We start from the raw sequence: 17,687 nt of genomic DNA, 5'->3' as shown, positions 1-17,687 counted from the left end.
ACCCCTCCCGCAAGCGGGAGGGGAATGCGTGATGTTTCCCCCGTCTTCGTGTGCGCGGCTAATCGTTAAGATCGGGTCGGCGTTGCTCATCGATCCTGATGGGAGCGTTCGGCGGGAGTGGCTCACGGGACTTGTGGCCGACATTGCTGCTCGGACTGGTGAAGGCCAGCAGGTTGCGATCGTGTCGTCTGGCGCGATTGCCCTTGGCGCTCGGCGGCTGGGTCTCCCCAAGGGTGGCCGGGCCAGTCTCGAGGACGCACAGGCCGCCGCTGCCACCGGCCAGATCGCGCTCAGTCAGGTCTGGGCTGAACTGCTCGCCGCGCAGGGGCTCAACGCGGCGCAGATGCTCGTCACGTTGGACGATCTCGAAGACCGCCGCCGCTATCTCAACGCCGCCGCGACGCTCAACCGGCTGTTGTCGCTGAAGGTCGTGCCGGTCATCAACGAGAACGATAGCGTTGCGACCGCGGAAATCCGCTTCGGGGACAATGACCGCCTTGCCGCCCGCGTCGCGCAGGCCGCCGGCGCGCAGGGCGTGATCCTGCTGTCCGACGTCGACGGGCTCTATACCGCCAATCCGCATACCGATCCGTCCGCGACGCACATCTCTCGCGTGCCGCGGATCGACGCGGTTGCGGAGATGGCGGACGACGGGTCGGGCTCGGGCATGGGATCGGGTGGCATGGCCTCGAAGATCGCCGCGGCACGGATCGCGACGGGTGCGGGGATTCCGCTGGCGATCGCTTCGGGGCGGATCGAGCATCCGCTGTCCACCCCTGCCCGCCATACGATCTTTACTGCCGAGCGGACGGCGTCTGCGCGGAAGGCCTGGCTGGCGGGGGGATTGACCGCGAAGGGTGCGATCCATGTCGATGCGGGGGCGGCGGCGGCGCTTGGCCAAGGGCGAAGTCTGCTGGCGACTGGCGCGACGCGAATCGACGGGGGTTTCGCGCGGGGTGACCTCGTGACGATCGAAGGGCCTGCCGGGACTGTCGCGCGCGGGCTCGCGGAGTATGACGCGGCGGATACCGCGCGCCTGCTTGGTCGACATAGCGACGATCATGGCGCCATCCTTGGCTATGCGCCCCGGTCGGCATTGGTGCATCGTAATCATCTGGCGCTCGTATGACCGGCCGGGTCTTGTTCACCCGCGAAGGCGGGTGCCCAGACTGGGCACCCGCCTTCGCGGGTGAACAATCTTCTTCGATTGGAGCGGCGTCATGATTCTGGCCATTACCGGCGGCACCGGGTTCGTTGGCAGCCACCTGATCGATCACGCGCTCGAGACCGGGCACACCGTTCGCGCGCTCGCGCGGAAGCCGCAGGCCAAGCGCATCGGCGTAACCTGGATCGAAGGCGCGCTCGACCGGCCGAAGAGCCTCGCGACGCTCGTCGAAGACGCGGACGTGGTCATCCACGTCGCCGGTGTCGTCAACGCGCCCGACCGCGCCGGCTTCGGCAAGGGCAATATCGCCGGCACCGAAGGCATCCTCCAGGCGACTCGCGCTGCCGGCATCCGCCGCTTCGTCCACGTCTCCTCGCTCGCCGCGCGCGAGCCGACGCTGTCGAACTATGGCTGGTCGAAGGCGGAGGCGGAAACGCGCGTGCAGACGTCGGGACTGGACTGGACGATTGTCCGCCCACCCGCGATCTTCGGCCCCCGCGACTACGAGCTGCTCGACGTCTTCAAGGCGGCCCGATCGGGCTATGTGCCGATGCCCCCGGCAGGCACGCGCGTCTCGCTGCTGTATGTCGAGGACCTGACCGCGCTGCTGCTCGCGCTTGCCGAGAGTGCCGACGCGCCATCGATCATGGAGCCCGACGACGGGGTGCCAAACGGCTGGGACAATCGCGATTTCGCACGCGCGATCGGCGTGGCGGTCGGCAAGTCGGTCAAGGTGTTCTCCACACCTCGCGCGCTGCTCAAACTCGCCTCCGCCGCCGACCGGCTCGTCCGGCGTCGCAAGGCGAAGCTCACGCGCGACCGGGTCAGTTATTTCTGCCACCCCGACTGGGTCTCGCACAAGCCGCCACCGGCCGCGCTGTGGACGCCGTCCGTCCCGACTCCGCAGGCGCTCGCGCAAACCGCGGCGTGGTATCGCGCTGCCGGGCTGCTATAGCGCCGAAAAGCCGCCGCAATTTCCTGCCAGGGATGTGTGCGACACCGAAGGGAATAGCATGAGCGACCGTCAGCAGATCTACGACACCGTCACCGCGCAGATCGAGCCGTTCAATAAGAAGGGCGTCGCGCTGAGCGATGCCACCACGTTCCAGGGCGACCTGGAGTGGGACAGCCTGACCGTCATGGATTTCGTCGCCGCGATCGAGGACGAGTTCGACATCATCATCACGATGAACATGCAGGCCGAGATCGAGACGGTCGGCCAGCTGGTCGACGCGGTCGCGAAGTTGAAGACCGCCTAACACTACCCTCCCCGTTCGCCCTGAGCGAAGTCGAAGGGTGGCCCCGTGAGGCGAGGCTTCGACTTCGCTCAGCCCGAACGGGGTGGGGGGAAAGACGACACATTCCAACCTCATGGAATCCGATATGACCGAAGCCGCCACCACCGCCCACGCCCTCCCCGTCGACGCTCCAGAGGTCGCCCCCGAACGCGACCTGATGTCGAAATTCGACGCGCTTATCGCCGAACGCGAGGCGCTGATCGCCAGCGGCGTGCGCAATCCGTTCGCGATCGTGATGGACGAGGTGAAGGGCCCGACTCAGGCGGTGATCCGCGGCAAGGACACGATCCTGCTCGGCACCTACAACTACATGGGCATGACGTTCGACCCCGACGTCATCCAGGCGGGCAAGGACGCGCTCGACGCGTTCGGGTCGGGCACCAACGGCAGCCGGATGCTCAACGGCACGTTCCATGACCATATCGACGTCGAACAGGCGCTCCGCGAATTCTACGACATGACCGGCGCGATCGTGTTCTCGACCGGGTACATGGCCAATCTCGGGATTATCTCGACGCTCGCCGGCAAGGGCGAATACGTCATCCTCGACGCCGACAGCCACGCGTCGATCTACGACGGCTGCAAGCAGGGCAACGCCGAGATCGTCCGCTTCCGCCACAACGACGTCACCGATCTCGACAAGCGGCTCGGCCGCCTGCCCAAGGAAGCCGGCAAGCTGGTCGTGCTGGAGGGCGTCTATTCGATGCTTGGCGACATCGCCCCGCTGAAGGAGATGGTCGCGGTCGCCAAGAAGCACGGCTGCATGGTGCTGGTCGACGAGGCGCATTCGATGGGCTTTTTCGGCCCCAACGGGCGCGGCGTGTACGAGGAGATGGGGCTGACCGACGAGGTCGATTTCGTCGTCGGCACCTTCTCGAAGTCGGTCGGCACGGTCGGCGGGTTCGTCGTGTCGAACCATCCGAAGTTCGAGATGGTGCGATTCGCCTGCCGTCCGTACATCTTCACCGCGTCGCTGCCGCCGTCGGTGGTCGCGACCGCCGCGACGTCGATCCGCAAGCTGATGACCGCACACGACAAGCGCGCGCAGCTCTGGAAGAATGCGCGCCGGCTGCACGGCGGGCTGAAGGCGATGGGCTTCAAGCTCGGCACCGAGACGTCGGACTCGGCGATCATCGCCGTGATCCTGACCGACCAGGAACAGGCGATCGCGATCTGGCAGTCGCTGCTTGAGGGCGGTCTGTACGTCAACATGGCGCGCCCGCCCGCAACTCCCGCGGGGACGTTCCTGCTGCGGTGCTCGCTGTGCGCGGAACATACCGACGAGCAGATCACGACGATTCTCGGGATGTTCGAGACCGCTGGCCGCGCTGTCGGCGTGATCGGCTGACAGTTTCCTCCTCCTGCGGGGGGAGGAAACATCCGTGAAATGTTCGATCCGTACCGGCATTCCAGGTCATTGCGTGTGGGCAACGACGCGTTAGGATGCCGGCCGTGACGCAAGACGAGGTCGAGACTGCGGCCCAGGGGGGCGGGGCGCGATGGCGCATAGCCATGCTAGTCGTGATGGGCCTGCTCGGTGCTGCAGTGCTCATTGCGCTGATCGTGACGCTCGGCCACGCCAATCGCCAGCGCGATCGGGCGCTTGAACTTCAGGCGCACAGCTATGACGTGATGATCCTCGCCCGCACGCTGTCGGGGACGATCGCGCGGTCGGAGGCGTCGCTGGGGCGCTATGTCATCAGCGGCGACAAGCAACTGGGCCAGCTGTATTTCGACGAATGGCTGCTCGCCGGGACACAGATCGACCGGCTCGACCGGATCACCAACGACAATGCCGAGCAGCAACCGCGGGTCGACCGGCTCCGGGCCGCCTATGATTCGCGCGGACGGGAACTGTCGCTGACCGCGCTCAACACGAGCTACGGGAAGAATGGCCAAGCCTTCGCGCGCTATTATCAGGCGCGGAAATCGCCGACGCTCGCCGAGATCAACACGACTCTCGACACGCTGATCGCAGGCGAGCGCGCGTTGCTCGACGACCGGACGGCGGCGGCGATGGGCTCGGTCGAGCGGTCGAGCTGGGTCGCGGGGGTGCTCGCGATATTCGGCGTCCTGATCGTGCTCGGCGCGATCGTGCTTGGCTGGTTCACGATCCGCGCAGTCGGCGATCGGGCGACCGCGCTGGCCGATGCCGAACTGGAGCGCGAGCGCGCCGACGAGCTGACCACCGCGGTCGCCGCCGCCACCGCCGAACTGCGCGTGCAGGAGGCCAAGCTGCGCCAGATCCAGAAGATGGAAGCGGTCGGCCAGCTGACCGGCGGGATCGCGCATGACTTCAACAACATGCTGGCGGTGGTGCTGGGCGGTCTGGAACTCGCGCGCCGCAATCTGGCGAGCGATCCGGCCAGCGTCCGCCGCCATATCGACAGTGCGACCGAGGGCGCGAACCGGGCAGCGGCGCTGACCCGCCGGCTGCTCGCCTTCAGTCGCGAGGATTCGCTGAAGGCCGAGACGATCGACGCCGCCGCGCTGGTCGCGGGGATGTCGGACCTGCTCGACCGCACGCTGGGGGACGCGATCACCGTCATCGTGCGCGACGATGCGGCCGGCGGGTGCGTTCGCGCCGACCGTGTCCAGCTGGAGAATGCGGTGCTGAACCTTGCGGTCAACGCGCGCGATGCGATGAACGGGCGCGGCACGTTGACCGTCGCGACCGGCAGGACCACCTTGGCGGCGGAGCAGGTCGGGCGATGCGCGGCGGGCGACTACGTCACGATCATGGTCGGCGACGATGGCTGCGGGATGGCGCCCGACGTCGCCGAGCGCGTGTTCGAGCCGTTCTTCACCACCAAGGAAGTCGGCAAGGGCACCGGGCTCGGGCTCAGCCAGATCTTCGCGCTGGTCCAGCAGTTGCACGGCGAAGTCGGCATCGTCTCCGCACCGGGCGAAGGGACGACCGTCACGCTCTATTTCCCCCGCGCCGCCGAGCTGGTTGCAACGCCCCTGCCGACCGTCCCGATCGCGATGGTCGAGCCGATCGCACCGACGATGCCCGAGACGTTGCAGATCCTGGTGGTCGAGGACGATCCGCGCGTGCTGGCCGCGACGACCGGCGCGCTGGAGGAGATTGGCCATCATCCGATCGCGTGCGACGATCCGCTTGCGGCGCCCGCGCTGCTGGCGGCGAACCCGGGGATCGGGCTGATCATTTCCGACGTGCTGATGCCCCGCCAGACCGGGCCCGAGATGATCGCCGCGCTATCCCCGCTCTATCCGCACGTCGCGGTGCTGTTCGTAACCGGGTTTGCCGGCGAAGTGAACGTCGCGCAGTTCGGCGGGCACGAGGTGCTGCGTAAACCCTTCACGCTCAACGGCCTGGAGCGCGCGGTCCTGACGGCGATGGCCGCCGAGCGCCGCGAGACGAACCACCCGATCGCCGCGGAATGATCGTTCATTGATGCGTTGCGATTGAGGATGACGCCTAGCGCGTGCGCCCCTATACCCGCGCGACCCAGCATACCGAGCCCAACCCGCGCATGAAATCCATCGACCGCTACATGGCCCGGCTGATCGCGGTGCCGCTGTTCTCGACGCTGCTGATCGCCGTCATGCTGTTCGTGCTCGATCGCATGCTCGGGCTGTTCAATTTCGTGGCGACGCAAGGCGGCCCGATCAGCGTCGTGTGGCGGATGCTCGCCAATCTGCTGCCCGAATATCTGGGGCTTGGCATCCCGATCGGGCTGATGCTCGGCATCCTGCTCGCGTTCCGGCGGCTGTCGACCTCGTCCGAGCTGGACGTGCTGCGTGGCGTCGGCATGAGCTACAATCGGCTGCTGCGCGTCCCGTACATGTACACGATCGCGCTGGCGCTGCTGAACCTCGCGATCGTCGGCTATGTCCAGCCGATCGCCCGCTATTATTACGAGGGCCTGCGGTTCGAGCTGCGCACGGGTGCGCTCGGCGCATCGATCAAAGTCGGCGAGTTCACCAATCTCGGCCAGCGGATGACGCTGCGGATCGAGGAGAGCAAGGACAAGGGCCGCGAGCTGTCTGGCATCTTCGTCCATGCATCGACCCAGACTGGCGACTGGCTGGGCGTCACCGCGGAGAAGGGCAAGTTCCTGGCGACCGACGATCCCAACGTCATCATCTTCCGCCTCGCCAACGGCACGCTCGTCCACGACAAGCCCGAGTTCAAGACGCCGCGCGTGCTGACCTTCACCAGCCACGATCTGCCGATCAACCTGCCCAAGTTCGAGAGCTTCCGCAGCCGCGGCGGTCGCAATCTCGAATATACGCTGCCCGAACTGGCCAAACAGGGTCAGCGCGGCGCGACGCTGGAGCAACGCGACGGCAGCCGGTCGGAATTCCATTTCCGCCTCGCCGAGGTCGCGACGATGTTCCTGTTGCCGCTGCTCGCGCTAGCGCTTGGCGTGCCGCCGAAGCGATCTTCGTCCGCGCTGGGCGTGTTCCTGTCGATCGTGATGATCGTCACCTATCACAAGGTGAACCAGTATGCCGCGGACGTCGGCGAGCTTGGCCGGATCGACCCGATCATCGCGCTGTGGGTGCCGTTCACGATCTTCGCCGGGCTGATCCTGTGGATGTATTACACCATCGCCTATGTGCCAGGCGGGCAACCGATCGGTGCGCTCGAACGCGTGTTCTCGAAGACGTTCAAGGCGATCACCAAGCGCATTCCGGGCTTCCGGCCCAAGTCGCAGACGAGCAAGACCGCATGAAAACCGTCAGCTTCTTCCCGTCGCGCACGGTCGCGATCTACATGGGACGGATGTTCCTGGTGCGGACGTTCGCCGTGCTGGCCGCGTTGGTGCTGGTGCTCCAGGCGCTCGACCTCCTGAGCGAGTCGGGCGATATCCTTGCCTATCCCGGCAATGGCGATGCGCAGGTCTGGCAATATGTCGCGCTGCGCGTGCCGCAGATCGTGTCGCGGTTCCTGCCCTTTTCGGTGCTGCTGGGGACGATCCTGACGCTGATCACGATGAACCAGAATAGCGAGATCGTCGCGCTGAAGGGTTCGGGACTGTCTGCGCATCAGGTGCTCGCGCCGCTGCTGGTCGCGAGCCTCGGGGTGGCGGTGATCAGTTTCGCGTTCAACGACCGGGTCGTGGCGCGCTCCACCGCGACGCTGAACCAGTGGCAGAAGGTGAATTACGGCAAGCTGCCGATCGACCGCGGCGACCGCGCCAACGTGTGGGTGCGCGATGGCGACGATCTGATCGAGGTCAATCAGATCCGCGGGCGCGGCGATGCGACGCGGCTGGGTGGGATCACGCTGTACGATCGTACCGGTGGCAACCTCGTCGCGATCCTGCGTGCCGATCACGGCAAGCGCGCCGGTGGTGGCTGGCTGGTCGAACCTGCGACGCGGTTCGATGTGGCGCGCGGTACCGTTACCAACCTCGGCTCGATCGTGATCGCGAAGGACGTACGGCCGGATCAGTTCACGCTGGCGAGCGTCGATGCGGATGGGTTGTCGTTCGGCGCATTGAAGGCGGCGATCGGCGACCTGTCCGATGCCGGACGCCCGACCAAGGCGCTCGAGGGCTCGCTATGGCACAAGCTGTCAGGGCCGCTGTCGTCGGTGTTGATGCCGTTGCTGGGAGCGGTCGCGGCGTTCGGTATCGCGCGATCGGGCAAGCTGTTCGTGCGCGCGGTGATCGGGATGGGACTAGGGTTTGCGTTCTTCGTCGCAGATAATTTTGCGTTGGCGATGGGGAATCTTGGCGCCTATCCACCGTTTCTCGCCGCGTGGGCGCCGTTCCTGCTGTTCTTCCTTATCGGGGAAGCTGTGCTGATACGGTCCGAGGAATAAACCGAAGACCTTGTTCCCCCGCGAAGGCGGGAGCCCAGTCTGGACCCCCGCCTCCGCGGGGGAACACACACTTTCTCCTAGCGCCTAACCATCGTGCTGCGGGCGATCTTGCTCACCAGCCCCGGCAGTCCCGGATAGCTCGCCTTGTGATACGGCGACATCGCATCCAGCTCCGCCGAAATCCGCCGATGTGCCTCACCGAGCGCGTGATATGGCAGTCCTGGTAGCAGGTGATGCAGCGCATGATAGCGCAGACCGACAGGCGCCCACAGCGCGGGCAGCAACGCCGGCGGCGGCACGTTGACCGTGTCGAGATACTGCGCGGTCACCGTCATCGGCTCGCCGTCATTCTCCCAAAGATGCGCCACCAAGGTGCGGACCTGGTTGAGCACTGCGAACGCCGACGCCACGCCGAGGATCGTCAGGAACGCACGCAAAGGCAGCACGCCCGTCACCGTAATTGCGATCAGCGTGATCGCCCACAGGCTCGCCGCGATCTCGAGGCGGTTCCAATAGGTCTTCGCCTCGCCCTCGGGCGCGCGACGGCGGAACTGAGGGTTGATCGCAAGCGCCGAATAGCGCTCGACGATCATCGTCCGCAGCTTCGGCGACAGCAGCGACAACGGCGACAGGATCGCGAACCGGACAATCAGCGCGATTGGCGCCAGTGCGGACACGACGATGAACAGCGGCAACGTCCACGGCTTCATCAGCGCGAGCGGCAGATATTCGGGATCTTCGACCGTGCCATAACGCGTCTTGGCATGGTGGAGGTTGTGCACGCCCTCATACATGAACGACGGCGTCATCATCGGCACGCCGACCAGAATGTTCCAGCCGAGCCGGAAGTTCGGCACCGACGCATGCTTCATGTGGCTGACTTCGTGGATGAAGCTCAGCCCGCGATACAAGCAGAGCACGGACACGATCGCGCCGATCACCGCGACCGCCGTCGAGTCGCTCGTTGCCGCTACGAACAGCGCGCCATAGCCCAGCACCATCGACGCGATCAGGTCACCCCAATACACCGCGGGCCGCGGCTTCACGAGGTCGCGCGTCAGGTCGGCGGCGGCACGCAGCATCGCCTTGTCATCGGCAACGCGCACGACGCCGGCCGGCGGAACGGGAGCGGCCGTGCCGCGGGCGAGGCTGAGCGATGTGTCCATGGGCATATCCATTGCCCGAAGATAATGGCTGCAGCGTGGCATTTACAGGTTGTCGGCCTGCCCACCCGCGGAGGAAACGCGATCACCGTGACAGGCAAGACCGATAACGCATGTACTCGCCTTTGTCGGCATCGCTGGCTAGACACGCTCGACTGCGCTTTCGGGAACGACACATGGCCAAGCTTACGATCCGTCCGGTCGAGACGAAGAAAGACCGGAAGATCTTCATCGACCTGCCGTTTCGCCTCTACGCGGACGATCCCAACTGGGTCCCGCCGCTGAAGTCCGAGGCGCTGGGGCTGATCACGCCTGAGAAGAATGGCTGGTTCAGCCATGCCAAGGCGCAATTGTTCCTCGCCGAGGAGGATGGCCGCGTGGTCGGGCGCATCTCCGCGCATATCGATACGCTAGCGCTGACGATGCCGCCCGAACAGGGCTTCGGCCCCGGCGTCGGCCAATGGGGGCTGATGGAGGCGGAGCGGCAGGACATCTTCCAGGCGCTGCTCGCGCGCGCCGAAGCGTGGCTGCGCGAACAGGGCATGACGCGCGCGATGGGGCCGATCAGCATGTCGATCTGGGAGGAGCCGGGGCTGCTGATCGACGGTTACGATCATCCGCCGACGATCATGATGGGCCACGCCAAGCGCGAATATCGCGGCTGGATCGAATGGGTGCAGTATCGCCCGATCAAGCAGCTGATGACCTATGAGGTCGACGTCACGAAGCAGTTCCCGCCGATCGTCCAACGCATCATCAAGTCGGGCGAGAAGAACGCGCGGATCACCGTTCGCAACGTCGACAAGACCAAGTTCGAGGAGGAGGCGGCCATCATCCTCGCGATCCTCAACGATGCGTGGAAGGACAATTGGGGGTTCGTGCCGCTCACCCCGCCCGAGATCAAGGACGTCGGCGTGAAGCTGAAGCCGATCGTCTTCAACGACCTGATCCGCATCGCCGAACTGGACGGCAAGCCGGTCGCGTTCATGATCACGCTTCCCGACCTGAACGAGGCGATCAAGCCGCTGAACGGCAGCCTGCTCCCGTTCGGCTGGGCCAAACTCTTGTGGTGGTTGCGCAAACCCAAGGTGCGGACGGTACGCGTGCCGCTGATGGGGGTGGTGAAGGAACTTCAGGCGTCGCGGATGGCGAGCCAGCTAGCCTTCATGATGATCGAGTATATCCGCCGTGCATCGGTCGCGAATTATGGTGCGAGCCGGGCCGAGATCGGCTGGATCCTCGACGACAACCAGGGGATGCGCTCGATCGCCGAGACGATCGAGAGCCGGGTGAACAAGGTGTATCAGGTGTACGAACGGACACTGTAGGGGGGCTGCACCTCACCTTCCGTCATCCTGACGAAAGTCAGGACCCATGGTACCGAACACTGCCCCGTTTGGCTCTAGGTCCTGACTTTCGTCAGGATGACGGAAGGGGGTGTACGCGCTACTCCCGCTTCCCCCTGCCGAACGGCATCTTCAGCGTTACCGCGCCCCCCTGCCCGACCGCACCGGGCAGTTCGGTACGAATCGCGTGGACGTTGCCCTTGCCGCCCCCGGGCAGGCGGAACGACAGCGGATCGAAGGGCGGTGGCTGGACCGGCTCGGGAAGCTTGGCGAGCCGCTGGTCGGTCGGTCGCGCGCAGACGACGATCTCACCATCGGGATCGGTGTGCACCGGACACGGCATCGTCGCACGCGCGACGCGCTTGCGCAGTTCCGGCGGAAGCGGCGGCCCGGCTACCGCTTGGAGCAGGAACAGGCCGGCCAGCATCTAGAACCGCCGCGATATTCCGGCATACACCCGCGCATCCGGGGTGTCGTCGTTGAGCCCCGCCGCGCCGAGGATGTCGAGCTGGAGATCGTCATTCGCCATCCACGCCAGCGACAGCGCGGCGAGCGCCTGCGTCGCGTGCTGGTCGGGATCGTTGTCGCGCAATGCCTGCACTTCGCCGGTAAGCGTGAAATCCTTCGCGACCTTGAACGCCAGGCCCGCGGTTGAGCTGTAGGCCAGATGCCGGCCATTGCCGTCCTGATCGACTGCCGCGTCGATCTCCGGTGTCAGATCGAGCGAGACCGTGTCCGACAGTTCGTAGGTCAGCGGCACAAGAAACCCCGCACCCCAGTCGCCTGCACCGATCGAAGACCGTCCGACCGGCAGCGTCACGAACGGCAGCACCGACACCGACACTCCCGAGCCATCCGGATTGAGCAGGTTCGCCTTCATTCCGAGCGACACGTCGCCGACCCCGTTGACCGTATCGACGCCCGTCGAGTCGCGTTTTCGGTCATGCCCGAACGGCGTCCAGCCGATCCGCGCCTCGATCGTATCGCTCACGCCGACGCGGACCAGCGTGTCGCCGAACAGGATGTCGTCCTCGCGCGAACCGTGCTGATCGTCGCGCGTCCAGTCTGCGATCGACGTCTCGACCGAAATCTTGCCCGGCGCGATCGTGCAGGCGGGCGTGTCGAGCCCGGGCCGCTCAGGGCAATATTCGCGGTCCTGCGCGCTGGCGCTGGTCGCATACAGTGCCGCGAACGACAGCAGAGCGACCGATAGCGCCTTCATCGCAACCGGACCCATGTCGGTGCATGGTCGCTGGCCTTTTCACGGCCGCGATAGGCCTTGTCGACGCCGGCATCGATCATCCGGTCGGCAGCCTGCGGGCTGAGCAACAGGTGATCGATGCGGAACCCGGCATCACGCTGCCACGCGCCGGCCTGGTAATCCCAGAACGTCCAGACGCCGCCCTTGGGGAATTGCGTGCGAAGCGCGTCGGTCCAGCCCTGCGCGACGAGCGCGCGGTAATGCTCGCGGCTTTCGGGTTGCATCAGCGCATCGTCCTGCATCGCGCGGACGGAGAAGGTGTCGTCGTCATTGGCGATGACGTTGTAATCGCCTGCGAGGATCGCTGGCTTTTCTTCAGCCAAGATTACGCGTGCGCGGTCGGCGAGGCGGTCCATCCAGCGGAGTTTGTAGTCGAATTTGGGCCCCGGTTGCGGGTTGCCGTTGGGGAGATACAACGCAGCGACGATCAGGCCATCTATTTCCGCTTCGATATAGCGGCTGTGGTCGTCCTCGGGTTCGCCGTCGAGGCCGCGCTGGCGGACCACCGGCGTGCCGCTTTTCGCGAGGATCGCGACGCCGTTCCAGGCCTTCTGGCCGTGCCACACCGCGCCGTAGCCGACCGCTTCGATATCGGCGATCGGGAAAGTGTCGTCGCTCGACTTGAGCTCCTGAAGGCAGACGATGTCGGGCTGCGCCTCGACGAGATACTCTATCAACCGCGGCAACCGCGCCTTGATGCCGTTGACGTTGTACGTGACGATTTTCATGGACCGTCAGACCGAAAAGCTGGAGCCGCAGCCGCAACCCGAGGCGGCGTTGGGGTTCTCGACCTTGAACGCGGCGCCGGCGAGCGACTCGACGTAATCGACCGCGCAGCCGCGGACGAGGTCGATGCTGACGCTGTCGACGACGAGCTTCACGCCGTCATGCTCGGCAATCACGTCGTCGGATTCGACCGAGTCGGCGAACCCGAACTTGTACTGGAACCCCGAACAGCCGCCGCCGTCGACCGACAGACGCAGGATCGCCGGCTTCCCCTGCTTGATGGCGATCGCCGCGACGCGCGCCGCTGCGGAGGGGGTGAGGATGATGTCTTGAACCAGCGTTGCCATGGCTTGGAGATAGGAGGTCGAGTAACTTGCGGCAACCTCGGGGTTTGCGGGGGTGTGGGCCTGCACCTCGCCCGTGAAACTGCGGCCTCGCCTGGGGGGACCGCCCTCTTCCTGTAGGACCGCCGCCGTCCGTGGAACCGTCACCGCTGCCTCACCCGTCACCGCTGCCTCGCCCGTCATCCCAGCGAAAGCTCGGATCTCATGCTGATGGTCCGTCCTTGGGGAGGGAGATCCCAGCTTTCGCTGGGATGACGGGGGTGCTGGACGATAGTCCGTCCCCGTGGGTCGAGGTCCCGGCTTTCGCCGGGATGACGGGGTGTGGCCTATATCGTCGCGTGCGCCTGCGTCCGCATTAGTCCTGTGCGGCGGGGCCGCCGGTTGAGACGGGGATCGCGTTGACCGAGCGGTCCTGGGCGGCGAGCAGGTAATCGGCGGTGGTCAGGAACGGGACCGGGTTGACCGCGTGCCCGTCGATGCGGACTTCATAGTGGAGATGCGAACCGGTCGAGCGGCCGGTCGAGCCCATCAGCGCGATCAACTGGCCGCGGGTGACGCGGGCGTTGTCGGCGACGAGGATCTTCGAGAGATGACCGTAGCGCGTCGCGATGCCCTTGCCGTGGCTGATCTCGACCATGTTGCCATAGCCGCCCTGGCGACCCGCGTGCGCGATGATGCCGTCGGCGGTAGCGTAGATCGGCGTGCCGACCGGGCCGGGAATATCGACGCCGGCATGCATCGCCGCGGTGCCGCGGAACGGATCCGAGCGGATCCCGAAATTGCTGGTGAAGGACAGCGAGTGGACCGGCTGGACCGACGGGATCGCGATGACGCCCTGCTGGGTCGCGTCGAGCTTCTTCCATGTCTGGAACAGCGTGCGGAACTGCGCGTCCGCGCGGAGATCGGCGGTGGCTTCCTCGGTGTTGGCGGCGATCATCGGGCCACCCGTGGCTGCGACATGGTGCAACTTCGCGCCGTTGGTCGACGTGGCGACCTGTGCCTGGGCGACAACGCCGAAGCCGGATAGCGCGATCATTGCGGCGGCACCGGCAACCCGGCGGAAAACGGATGATGTGGCGGTCACGGACGCGGCCTTGAAGCGCGTCACGATGGCTGCTGCGGTAAATTTGACCATTGGTCCCCGACACAAAAATACAGGGCCGTTCGCGTGAAAGCAGACGGCACCGAAACTCTGTCCTGACTCGCAGCCCCTCCGCGCCCCAGACACAGGGAGTTAGGCCAAATACGGCCGTTCCGGGCAAGGGCGCGCGGGCGTTCTAGCGGCGGGGCGGCAGGTTGATGCGGCGAGTTGATGCGGATCAAACCACTTAGCTGGGAACGATGCCGTAAGGCGCCGGAATATCCGCGAATCCCGGGGCCTTACGGAAACGTCTTCAGAGCCCCTTTGCGGCTGCCAGCACAGCGTCGGCATGGCCCGGAACGCGGACCTTGCGCCACACCTTGGCGAGCGTGCCGTCGGCGCCGAACAGGAACGTCGCGCGCTCGATCCCCATGTACTTCTTGCCGTACATCGCCTTCTCGACCCAGACGCCGAACGCCTCGCAGGCGACGCCGTCGACATCACTGCCGAGTTGCACGGTAAGCGCATGCTTGGCCGCGAATTTTGCGTGGGAGGCTGGCGTGTCCTTCGAGATGCCGACGACCTTCACTCCCGCGGCCTCGAACGCGTCGGCAAGCGCGGAAAAGTCCTTCGCTTCGGTGGTGCAGCCCGAGGTGTCGTCCTTCGGATAGAAATACACCACGAGCGGCGCACCCAGGCTCGCTAGCGACACGGCTGCTTCGTCAATCGTGACCGTCACGTCGGGGATCTTTGCGCCTTCATCCATCATGCTCTCCCGTCACTTGTGTCCAGAACCGGCGAACCTCCTGCCGCGTCGATTCGAGCGTGGCAACCACCGCCGGCCAGTCCGCGACGCCAATCGCGCGCGCGATCAGTTCTTCCGTCGCGTGACCCGGCGGCGCAGCATCCGGCGCGACTAGGCGCAGCGTGACCAGCAGCCGGGTCAGCACGTCATGTGCCGCACGCAACGTCGGCGGGGCGAGGCCTTTAGTCGTAAGCCGATCGATCGCGGTGCCCAGATTGGGATCGAGCCCGGCGCGGTTGACCAGCTGGACGACGTGCACCGCGAACTCCAGGTCGACGAGACCGCCGGGGAGAAGCTTGGCGTCGAGCGGTCCCTTGGGCGGCTTGTGCGCCGCCATGTCGGCGCGCATCGATTTGGCCTCCGCGACGACATCGCGGGTCGGGCGATCGCCTTCGAGCACCCCGCGCACGATCTCCGCGACCGCGGCGCGCGCGTCCGGCGAGCCGAACACGGGGCGGGCCCGGGTGAGCGCCATATGCTCCCACGTCCACGCATCCTCGCGCTGGTAGCGGGCGAAGCTGTCGAGCGTGACGACCAGCGGCCCCTGCCCGCCCGACGGCCGCAACCGCGTGTCGATCTGGTAGAGCGGACCGGCGGCGGTCGCGACCGACAGCGCCGCGGTCACACGCTGGGCGAGCCGGTTGTAATACAGCGTTGCGCCAAGCGGTTTCGGCCCGTCGGACTCGGCCGTGAAGTCGCCGGTGAACAGATAGATCAGGTCGAGATCGGACGCGTGCGTAAGCATCGCGCCGCCCATCCGCCCGAGCGCGAGAATGACGAGTTCGCTGCCCGGCACCGCCCCATGCGTCTTGGCGAACTCGTCGATCGTCGCGCGCGCCAGCACGCCGATCGCCGCCTCGGCCACCCGCGCATAGCCGGCGGCGACATGCAGCGGATCGGACGCGCCCGCAACGATCTGCGCGCCGAGCGCGAACCGCAATTCACCGACCACCCGGCGGACATGATCGAGCCGGGCCTGGTAATCGCCCCCGGCCTCGCCTGCGCGCATCGCCGCCTCCAGCGCAGCGATATCGCCGACCGGCTCGAACGCGGTCGCGTCGATCAGCCCGTCGAGCAGGTTCGGTCGTCGCCCAAGATCGTCGGCGAGAGTCGGCGCATGGCTGAGGATCGCGGCGAGTAACGTCGCCAGCCCCGGCCGCGCTTCCAGCAGACGAAAGATGTTGATCGCGCTCGGCAGGCGTTCGAGCAGTGCATCGAGCCGGAGCAATGCCGCCTGCGGCACCGGTGCGGTCGCAAACGCAATGACGAGGGTCGGCAACACCGCCTCTAGCGCCTCGCGCGCGGCCAGACTGCGCAGCGCCGGATAGGCCCCGCCCCGCCACGCCTCGATCCGACGGCGCGCAGGCTCGGGCTCGTCGAACCCGGCAGCGGCGAGATCGGCCTCCAGCGTCACCGCGTCGTGCGAGAATGCAGGACGCACCGTGTCGTCGAGCGCATCATAGATCCGCCCGGTCTCCGCCACCCGCGGCGCGAGCAGAGCCAGCAGCGCCCCCGCATCCTCCAGACCGTGCAGCTTTGCCACGCGGTCGAGCGCTTCCCCGGTCGGCAGCGCATGAGTCTGGCGATCGTCGATCATCTGCACGCGGTGCTCGATCGTCCGGAGCAACGTGTAGCCGTCGATCAGCGCCTGCGACTCGTCGGTGCCGATCCAGCCCGCCTCGGCCAGCCGCGCGAGCGCATCGCGAGTCGCGGGCGCACGGACGCTCCGATCGCGCCCGCCGTGAATCAGCTGGTGGATCTGCGCGAAGAACTCCGCCTCGCGTATCCCGCCGCGCCCGCGCTTCAGGTCATAGCCGGGGCCGAACGCCTGCCCCTGCGAATGGTGATCGCGGATCCGCGCAGAGATCCCGCGAATTTCGCCGATCGCCCCGAAATCGAGCGCGCGGCGCCAGACGAACGGCCGGATCGCATCGAGAAACCGTTGGCCGAGCGCGACGTCGCCCGCCGCAGCCCGCGCGCGGATGAACGCGGCGCGCTCCCACGGCAGCGCCTGCGCCTCGTAATAGCCGATCGCCGCCTCCACCGGCAGGACGATCGGCGTGATCTCGGGCGAGGGGCGCAACCGGAGGTCGACGCGCAGGACATAGCCGTCGCCATCGCGCGCCTGGAGCAGCTCGACGACGCGCTTACCGATCCGCACCGCCGCTTGCTCGGGCTCCTCGCGCGGTTTGCGTGGCAGAGTCGCGGGGTCGAACAGCAGGATCGGATCGATGTCCGACGAATAATTGAGTTCGCCGCTACCCTGCTTTCCGAGCGCGATCGCGGTAAAGCCGAGCGGCTCGGCGCCGGGCGTCCGCTCCTCGATCGCGGCACGGATCCCGGTGTCGAGTGCATAGTCGGCAAAGCGGGTCAGCGCCCCTGTCACCGCGGTGAGGTCGAGCACACCCGCCAGATCACCGACGGCGACGTTGAGCGCCATCGCGCGCCGTTCGAGCCTCAACCGTTTTGCGACCGGCATATCGGGCTCGGCGCTCGTCAACCCCAGATCAAGACGTCCCGCCGCGAACGATCGCGCGATGACCGGCTCACGGTCGAGGATCATCGATAGAAAAGGCGACCACAAGCGGGCGCGATCAACCGCGTTATCTAACTTATGTTCAGTATTCGGCATGACCACCCCGCAATACTCAATAATTAAAAGTATCGCTTGACAAACGAAAGCAACCAATTTCGCGATCGC

16 protein-coding genes are annotated in these 17,687 nt (G+C 66.2%); 8 read left to right on the top strand and 8 right to left on the bottom strand.

Annotated elements, in window-relative coordinates; all coding sequences use genetic code 11:
* Window positions 1-31 precede the first annotated feature (31 nt).
* The 7 genes from proB (at window position 32) to lptG (ending at window position 8,260) form a co-directional block, all read left to right on the top strand.
* Window positions 32-1,129 (top strand): glutamate 5-kinase, encoded by a 1,098-nt coding sequence (gene proB, locus C8J46_RS09770; protein ID WP_132738094.1) that lies wholly within the window; start codon window positions 32-34, stop codon window positions 1,127-1,129.
* A gap of 91 nt (window positions 1,130-1,220) precedes the next feature.
* Window positions 1,221-2,120, top strand: coding sequence for an NAD(P)-dependent oxidoreductase (locus C8J46_RS09765; RefSeq protein ID WP_132738092.1), 900 nt, complete (start codon window positions 1,221-1,223; stop codon window positions 2,118-2,120).
* A 58-nt stretch (window positions 2,121-2,178) separates the two neighbouring features.
* Window positions 2,179-2,424 carry an acyl carrier protein gene (locus tag C8J46_RS09760; RefSeq protein WP_132738090.1) on the top strand — a complete coding sequence of 82 codons (246 nt, stop codon included), beginning with the start codon at window positions 2,179-2,181 and terminating at the stop codon, window positions 2,422-2,424.
* 124 nt (window positions 2,425-2,548) lie between these two features.
* Window positions 2,549-3,811 (top strand): aminotransferase class I/II-fold pyridoxal phosphate-dependent enzyme, encoded by a 1,263-nt coding sequence (locus tag C8J46_RS09755; RefSeq protein WP_056066129.1) that lies wholly within the window; start codon window positions 2,549-2,551, stop codon window positions 3,809-3,811.
* Between the two features lie 164 nt (window positions 3,812-3,975).
* Window positions 3,976-5,871 carry an ATP-binding protein gene (locus tag C8J46_RS09750; protein ID WP_132738312.1) on the top strand — a complete coding sequence of 632 codons (1,896 nt, stop codon included), beginning with the start codon at window positions 3,976-3,978 and terminating at the stop codon, window positions 5,869-5,871.
* Between the two features lie 89 nt (window positions 5,872-5,960).
* Window positions 5,961-7,166 (top strand): LPS export ABC transporter permease LptF, encoded by a 1,206-nt coding sequence (gene lptF / locus C8J46_RS09745; RefSeq protein WP_207894149.1) that lies wholly within the window; start codon window positions 5,961-5,963, stop codon window positions 7,164-7,166.
* A complete protein-coding gene (gene lptG / locus C8J46_RS09740) occupies window positions 7,163-8,260 on the top strand; it encodes an LPS export ABC transporter permease LptG (RefSeq protein WP_132738088.1) in 1,098 nt (365 codons plus the stop codon). The genes lptF and lptG overlap by 4 nt, the downstream gene beginning before the upstream one ends.
* Window positions 8,261-8,337: 77 nt before the next feature.
* Here lptG and C8J46_RS09735 read toward each other — a convergent pair whose 3' ends face one another.
* Window positions 8,338-9,426 (bottom strand): fatty acid desaturase, encoded by a 1,089-nt coding sequence (locus C8J46_RS09735; protein ID WP_132738085.1) that lies wholly within the window; start codon window positions 9,424-9,426, stop codon window positions 8,338-8,340.
* A gap of 173 nt (window positions 9,427-9,599) precedes the next feature.
* Here C8J46_RS09735 and C8J46_RS09730 point away from each other — a divergent pair, with 173 nt between their 5' ends.
* A complete protein-coding gene (locus C8J46_RS09730; RefSeq protein ID WP_132738083.1) occupies window positions 9,600-10,751 on the top strand; it encodes a GNAT family N-acetyltransferase in 1,152 nt (383 codons plus the stop codon).
* 118 nt (window positions 10,752-10,869) lie between these two features.
* On the opposite strand, the gene C8J46_RS09725 is transcribed toward C8J46_RS09730, so the two are convergent.
* From C8J46_RS09725 to C8J46_RS09695, 7 genes are all read right to left on the bottom strand, one after another.
* Entirely contained in the window at window positions 10,870-11,196 is a 327-nt protein-coding gene (locus C8J46_RS09725; protein ID WP_132738079.1) for a hypothetical protein, read from the bottom strand.
* On the bottom strand, window positions 11,197-12,006 hold the full coding sequence (locus tag C8J46_RS09720; RefSeq protein ID WP_347812377.1) for a transporter: 810 nt from the start codon (window positions 12,004-12,006) through the stop codon (window positions 11,197-11,199). It lies immediately after the preceding gene.
* Window positions 11,988-12,758: an exodeoxyribonuclease III gene (gene xth / locus C8J46_RS09715; RefSeq protein ID WP_132738074.1), complete on the bottom strand. Its 771-nt coding sequence runs from the start codon at window positions 12,756-12,758 to the stop codon at window positions 11,988-11,990. Before xth ends, C8J46_RS09720 begins: the two co-directional genes overlap by 19 nt.
* Window positions 12,759-12,764: 6 nt before the next feature.
* Window positions 12,765-13,103 carry an iron-sulfur cluster insertion protein ErpA gene (gene erpA / locus C8J46_RS09710; protein WP_132738306.1) on the bottom strand — a complete coding sequence of 113 codons (339 nt, stop codon included), beginning with the start codon at window positions 13,101-13,103 and terminating at the stop codon, window positions 12,765-12,767.
* Window positions 13,104-13,455: 352 nt separating this feature from the next.
* On the bottom strand, window positions 13,456-14,235 hold the full coding sequence (locus C8J46_RS09705; protein WP_243643299.1) for a M23 family metallopeptidase: 780 nt from the start codon (window positions 14,233-14,235) through the stop codon (window positions 13,456-13,458).
* A gap of 259 nt (window positions 14,236-14,494) precedes the next feature.
* Entirely contained in the window at window positions 14,495-14,950 is a 456-nt protein-coding gene (locus C8J46_RS09700) for a peroxiredoxin (protein ID WP_207894143.1), read from the bottom strand.
* Entirely contained in the window at window positions 14,940-17,549 is a 2,610-nt protein-coding gene (locus tag C8J46_RS09695) for a bifunctional [glutamine synthetase] adenylyltransferase/[glutamine synthetase]-adenylyl-L-tyrosine phosphorylase (protein WP_243643298.1), read from the bottom strand. The genes C8J46_RS09700 and C8J46_RS09695 overlap by 11 nt, the downstream gene beginning before the upstream one ends.
* Window positions 17,550-17,687 lie beyond the last annotated feature (138 nt).

The sequence above is a fragment of the Sphingomonas sp. PP-F2F-A104-K0414 genome (assembly GCF_004340945.1).
In the GTDB taxonomy this organism is placed as follows: Bacteria; Pseudomonadota; Alphaproteobacteria; order Sphingomonadales; family Sphingomonadaceae; genus Sphingomonas.
The sequence above is the reverse complement of the archived record's forward strand: the minus strand, read 5'-3'. Positions and strand labels throughout refer to the sequence as shown.

Bases quoted from the DNA above. Each gene is read 5' to 3' on its own strand.
- C8J46_RS09755 (WP_056066129.1), top strand. From the start codon at position 2,549: ATGACCGAAGCCGCCACCACCGCCCACGCCCTCCCCGTCGACGCTCCA.
- C8J46_RS09700 (WP_207894143.1), bottom strand. From the start codon at position 14,950: ATGATGGATGAAGGCGCAAAGATCCCCGACGTGACGGTCACGATTGAC.
- C8J46_RS09725 (WP_132738079.1), bottom strand. From the start codon at position 11,196: ATGCTGGCCGGCCTGTTCCTGCTCCAAGCGGTAGCCGGGCCGCCGCTT.
- C8J46_RS09720 (WP_347812377.1), bottom strand. From the start codon at position 12,006: ATGGGTCCGGTTGCGATGAAGGCGCTATCGGTCGCTCTGCTGTCGTTC.
- proB (WP_132738094.1), top strand. From the start codon at position 32: ATGTTTCCCCCGTCTTCGTGTGCGCGGCTAATCGTTAAGATCGGGTCG.
- xth (WP_132738074.1), bottom strand. From the start codon at position 12,758: ATGAAAATCGTCACGTACAACGTCAACGGCATCAAGGCGCGGTTGCCG.
- C8J46_RS09705 (WP_243643299.1), bottom strand. From the start codon at position 14,235: ATGGTCAAATTTACCGCAGCAGCCATCGTGACGCGCTTCAAGGCCGCG.
- C8J46_RS09730 (WP_132738083.1), top strand. From the start codon at position 9,600: ATGGCCAAGCTTACGATCCGTCCGGTCGAGACGAAGAAAGACCGGAAG.
- lptG (WP_132738088.1), top strand. From the start codon at position 7,163: ATGAAAACCGTCAGCTTCTTCCCGTCGCGCACGGTCGCGATCTACATG.
- C8J46_RS09695 (WP_243643298.1), bottom strand. From the start codon at position 17,549: ATGATCCTCGACCGTGAGCCGGTCATCGCGCGATCGTTCGCGGCGGGA.
- C8J46_RS09760 (WP_132738090.1), top strand. From the start codon at position 2,179: ATGAGCGACCGTCAGCAGATCTACGACACCGTCACCGCGCAGATCGAG.
- C8J46_RS09765 (WP_132738092.1), top strand. From the start codon at position 1,221: ATGATTCTGGCCATTACCGGCGGCACCGGGTTCGTTGGCAGCCACCTG.
- lptF (WP_207894149.1), top strand. From the start codon at position 5,961: ATGAAATCCATCGACCGCTACATGGCCCGGCTGATCGCGGTGCCGCTG.
- C8J46_RS09735 (WP_132738085.1), bottom strand. From the start codon at position 9,426: ATGGACACATCGCTCAGCCTCGCCCGCGGCACGGCCGCTCCCGTTCCG.
- C8J46_RS09750 (WP_132738312.1), top strand. From the start codon at position 3,976: ATGCTAGTCGTGATGGGCCTGCTCGGTGCTGCAGTGCTCATTGCGCTG.
- erpA (WP_132738306.1), bottom strand. From the start codon at position 13,103: ATGGCAACGCTGGTTCAAGACATCATCCTCACCCCCTCCGCAGCGGCG.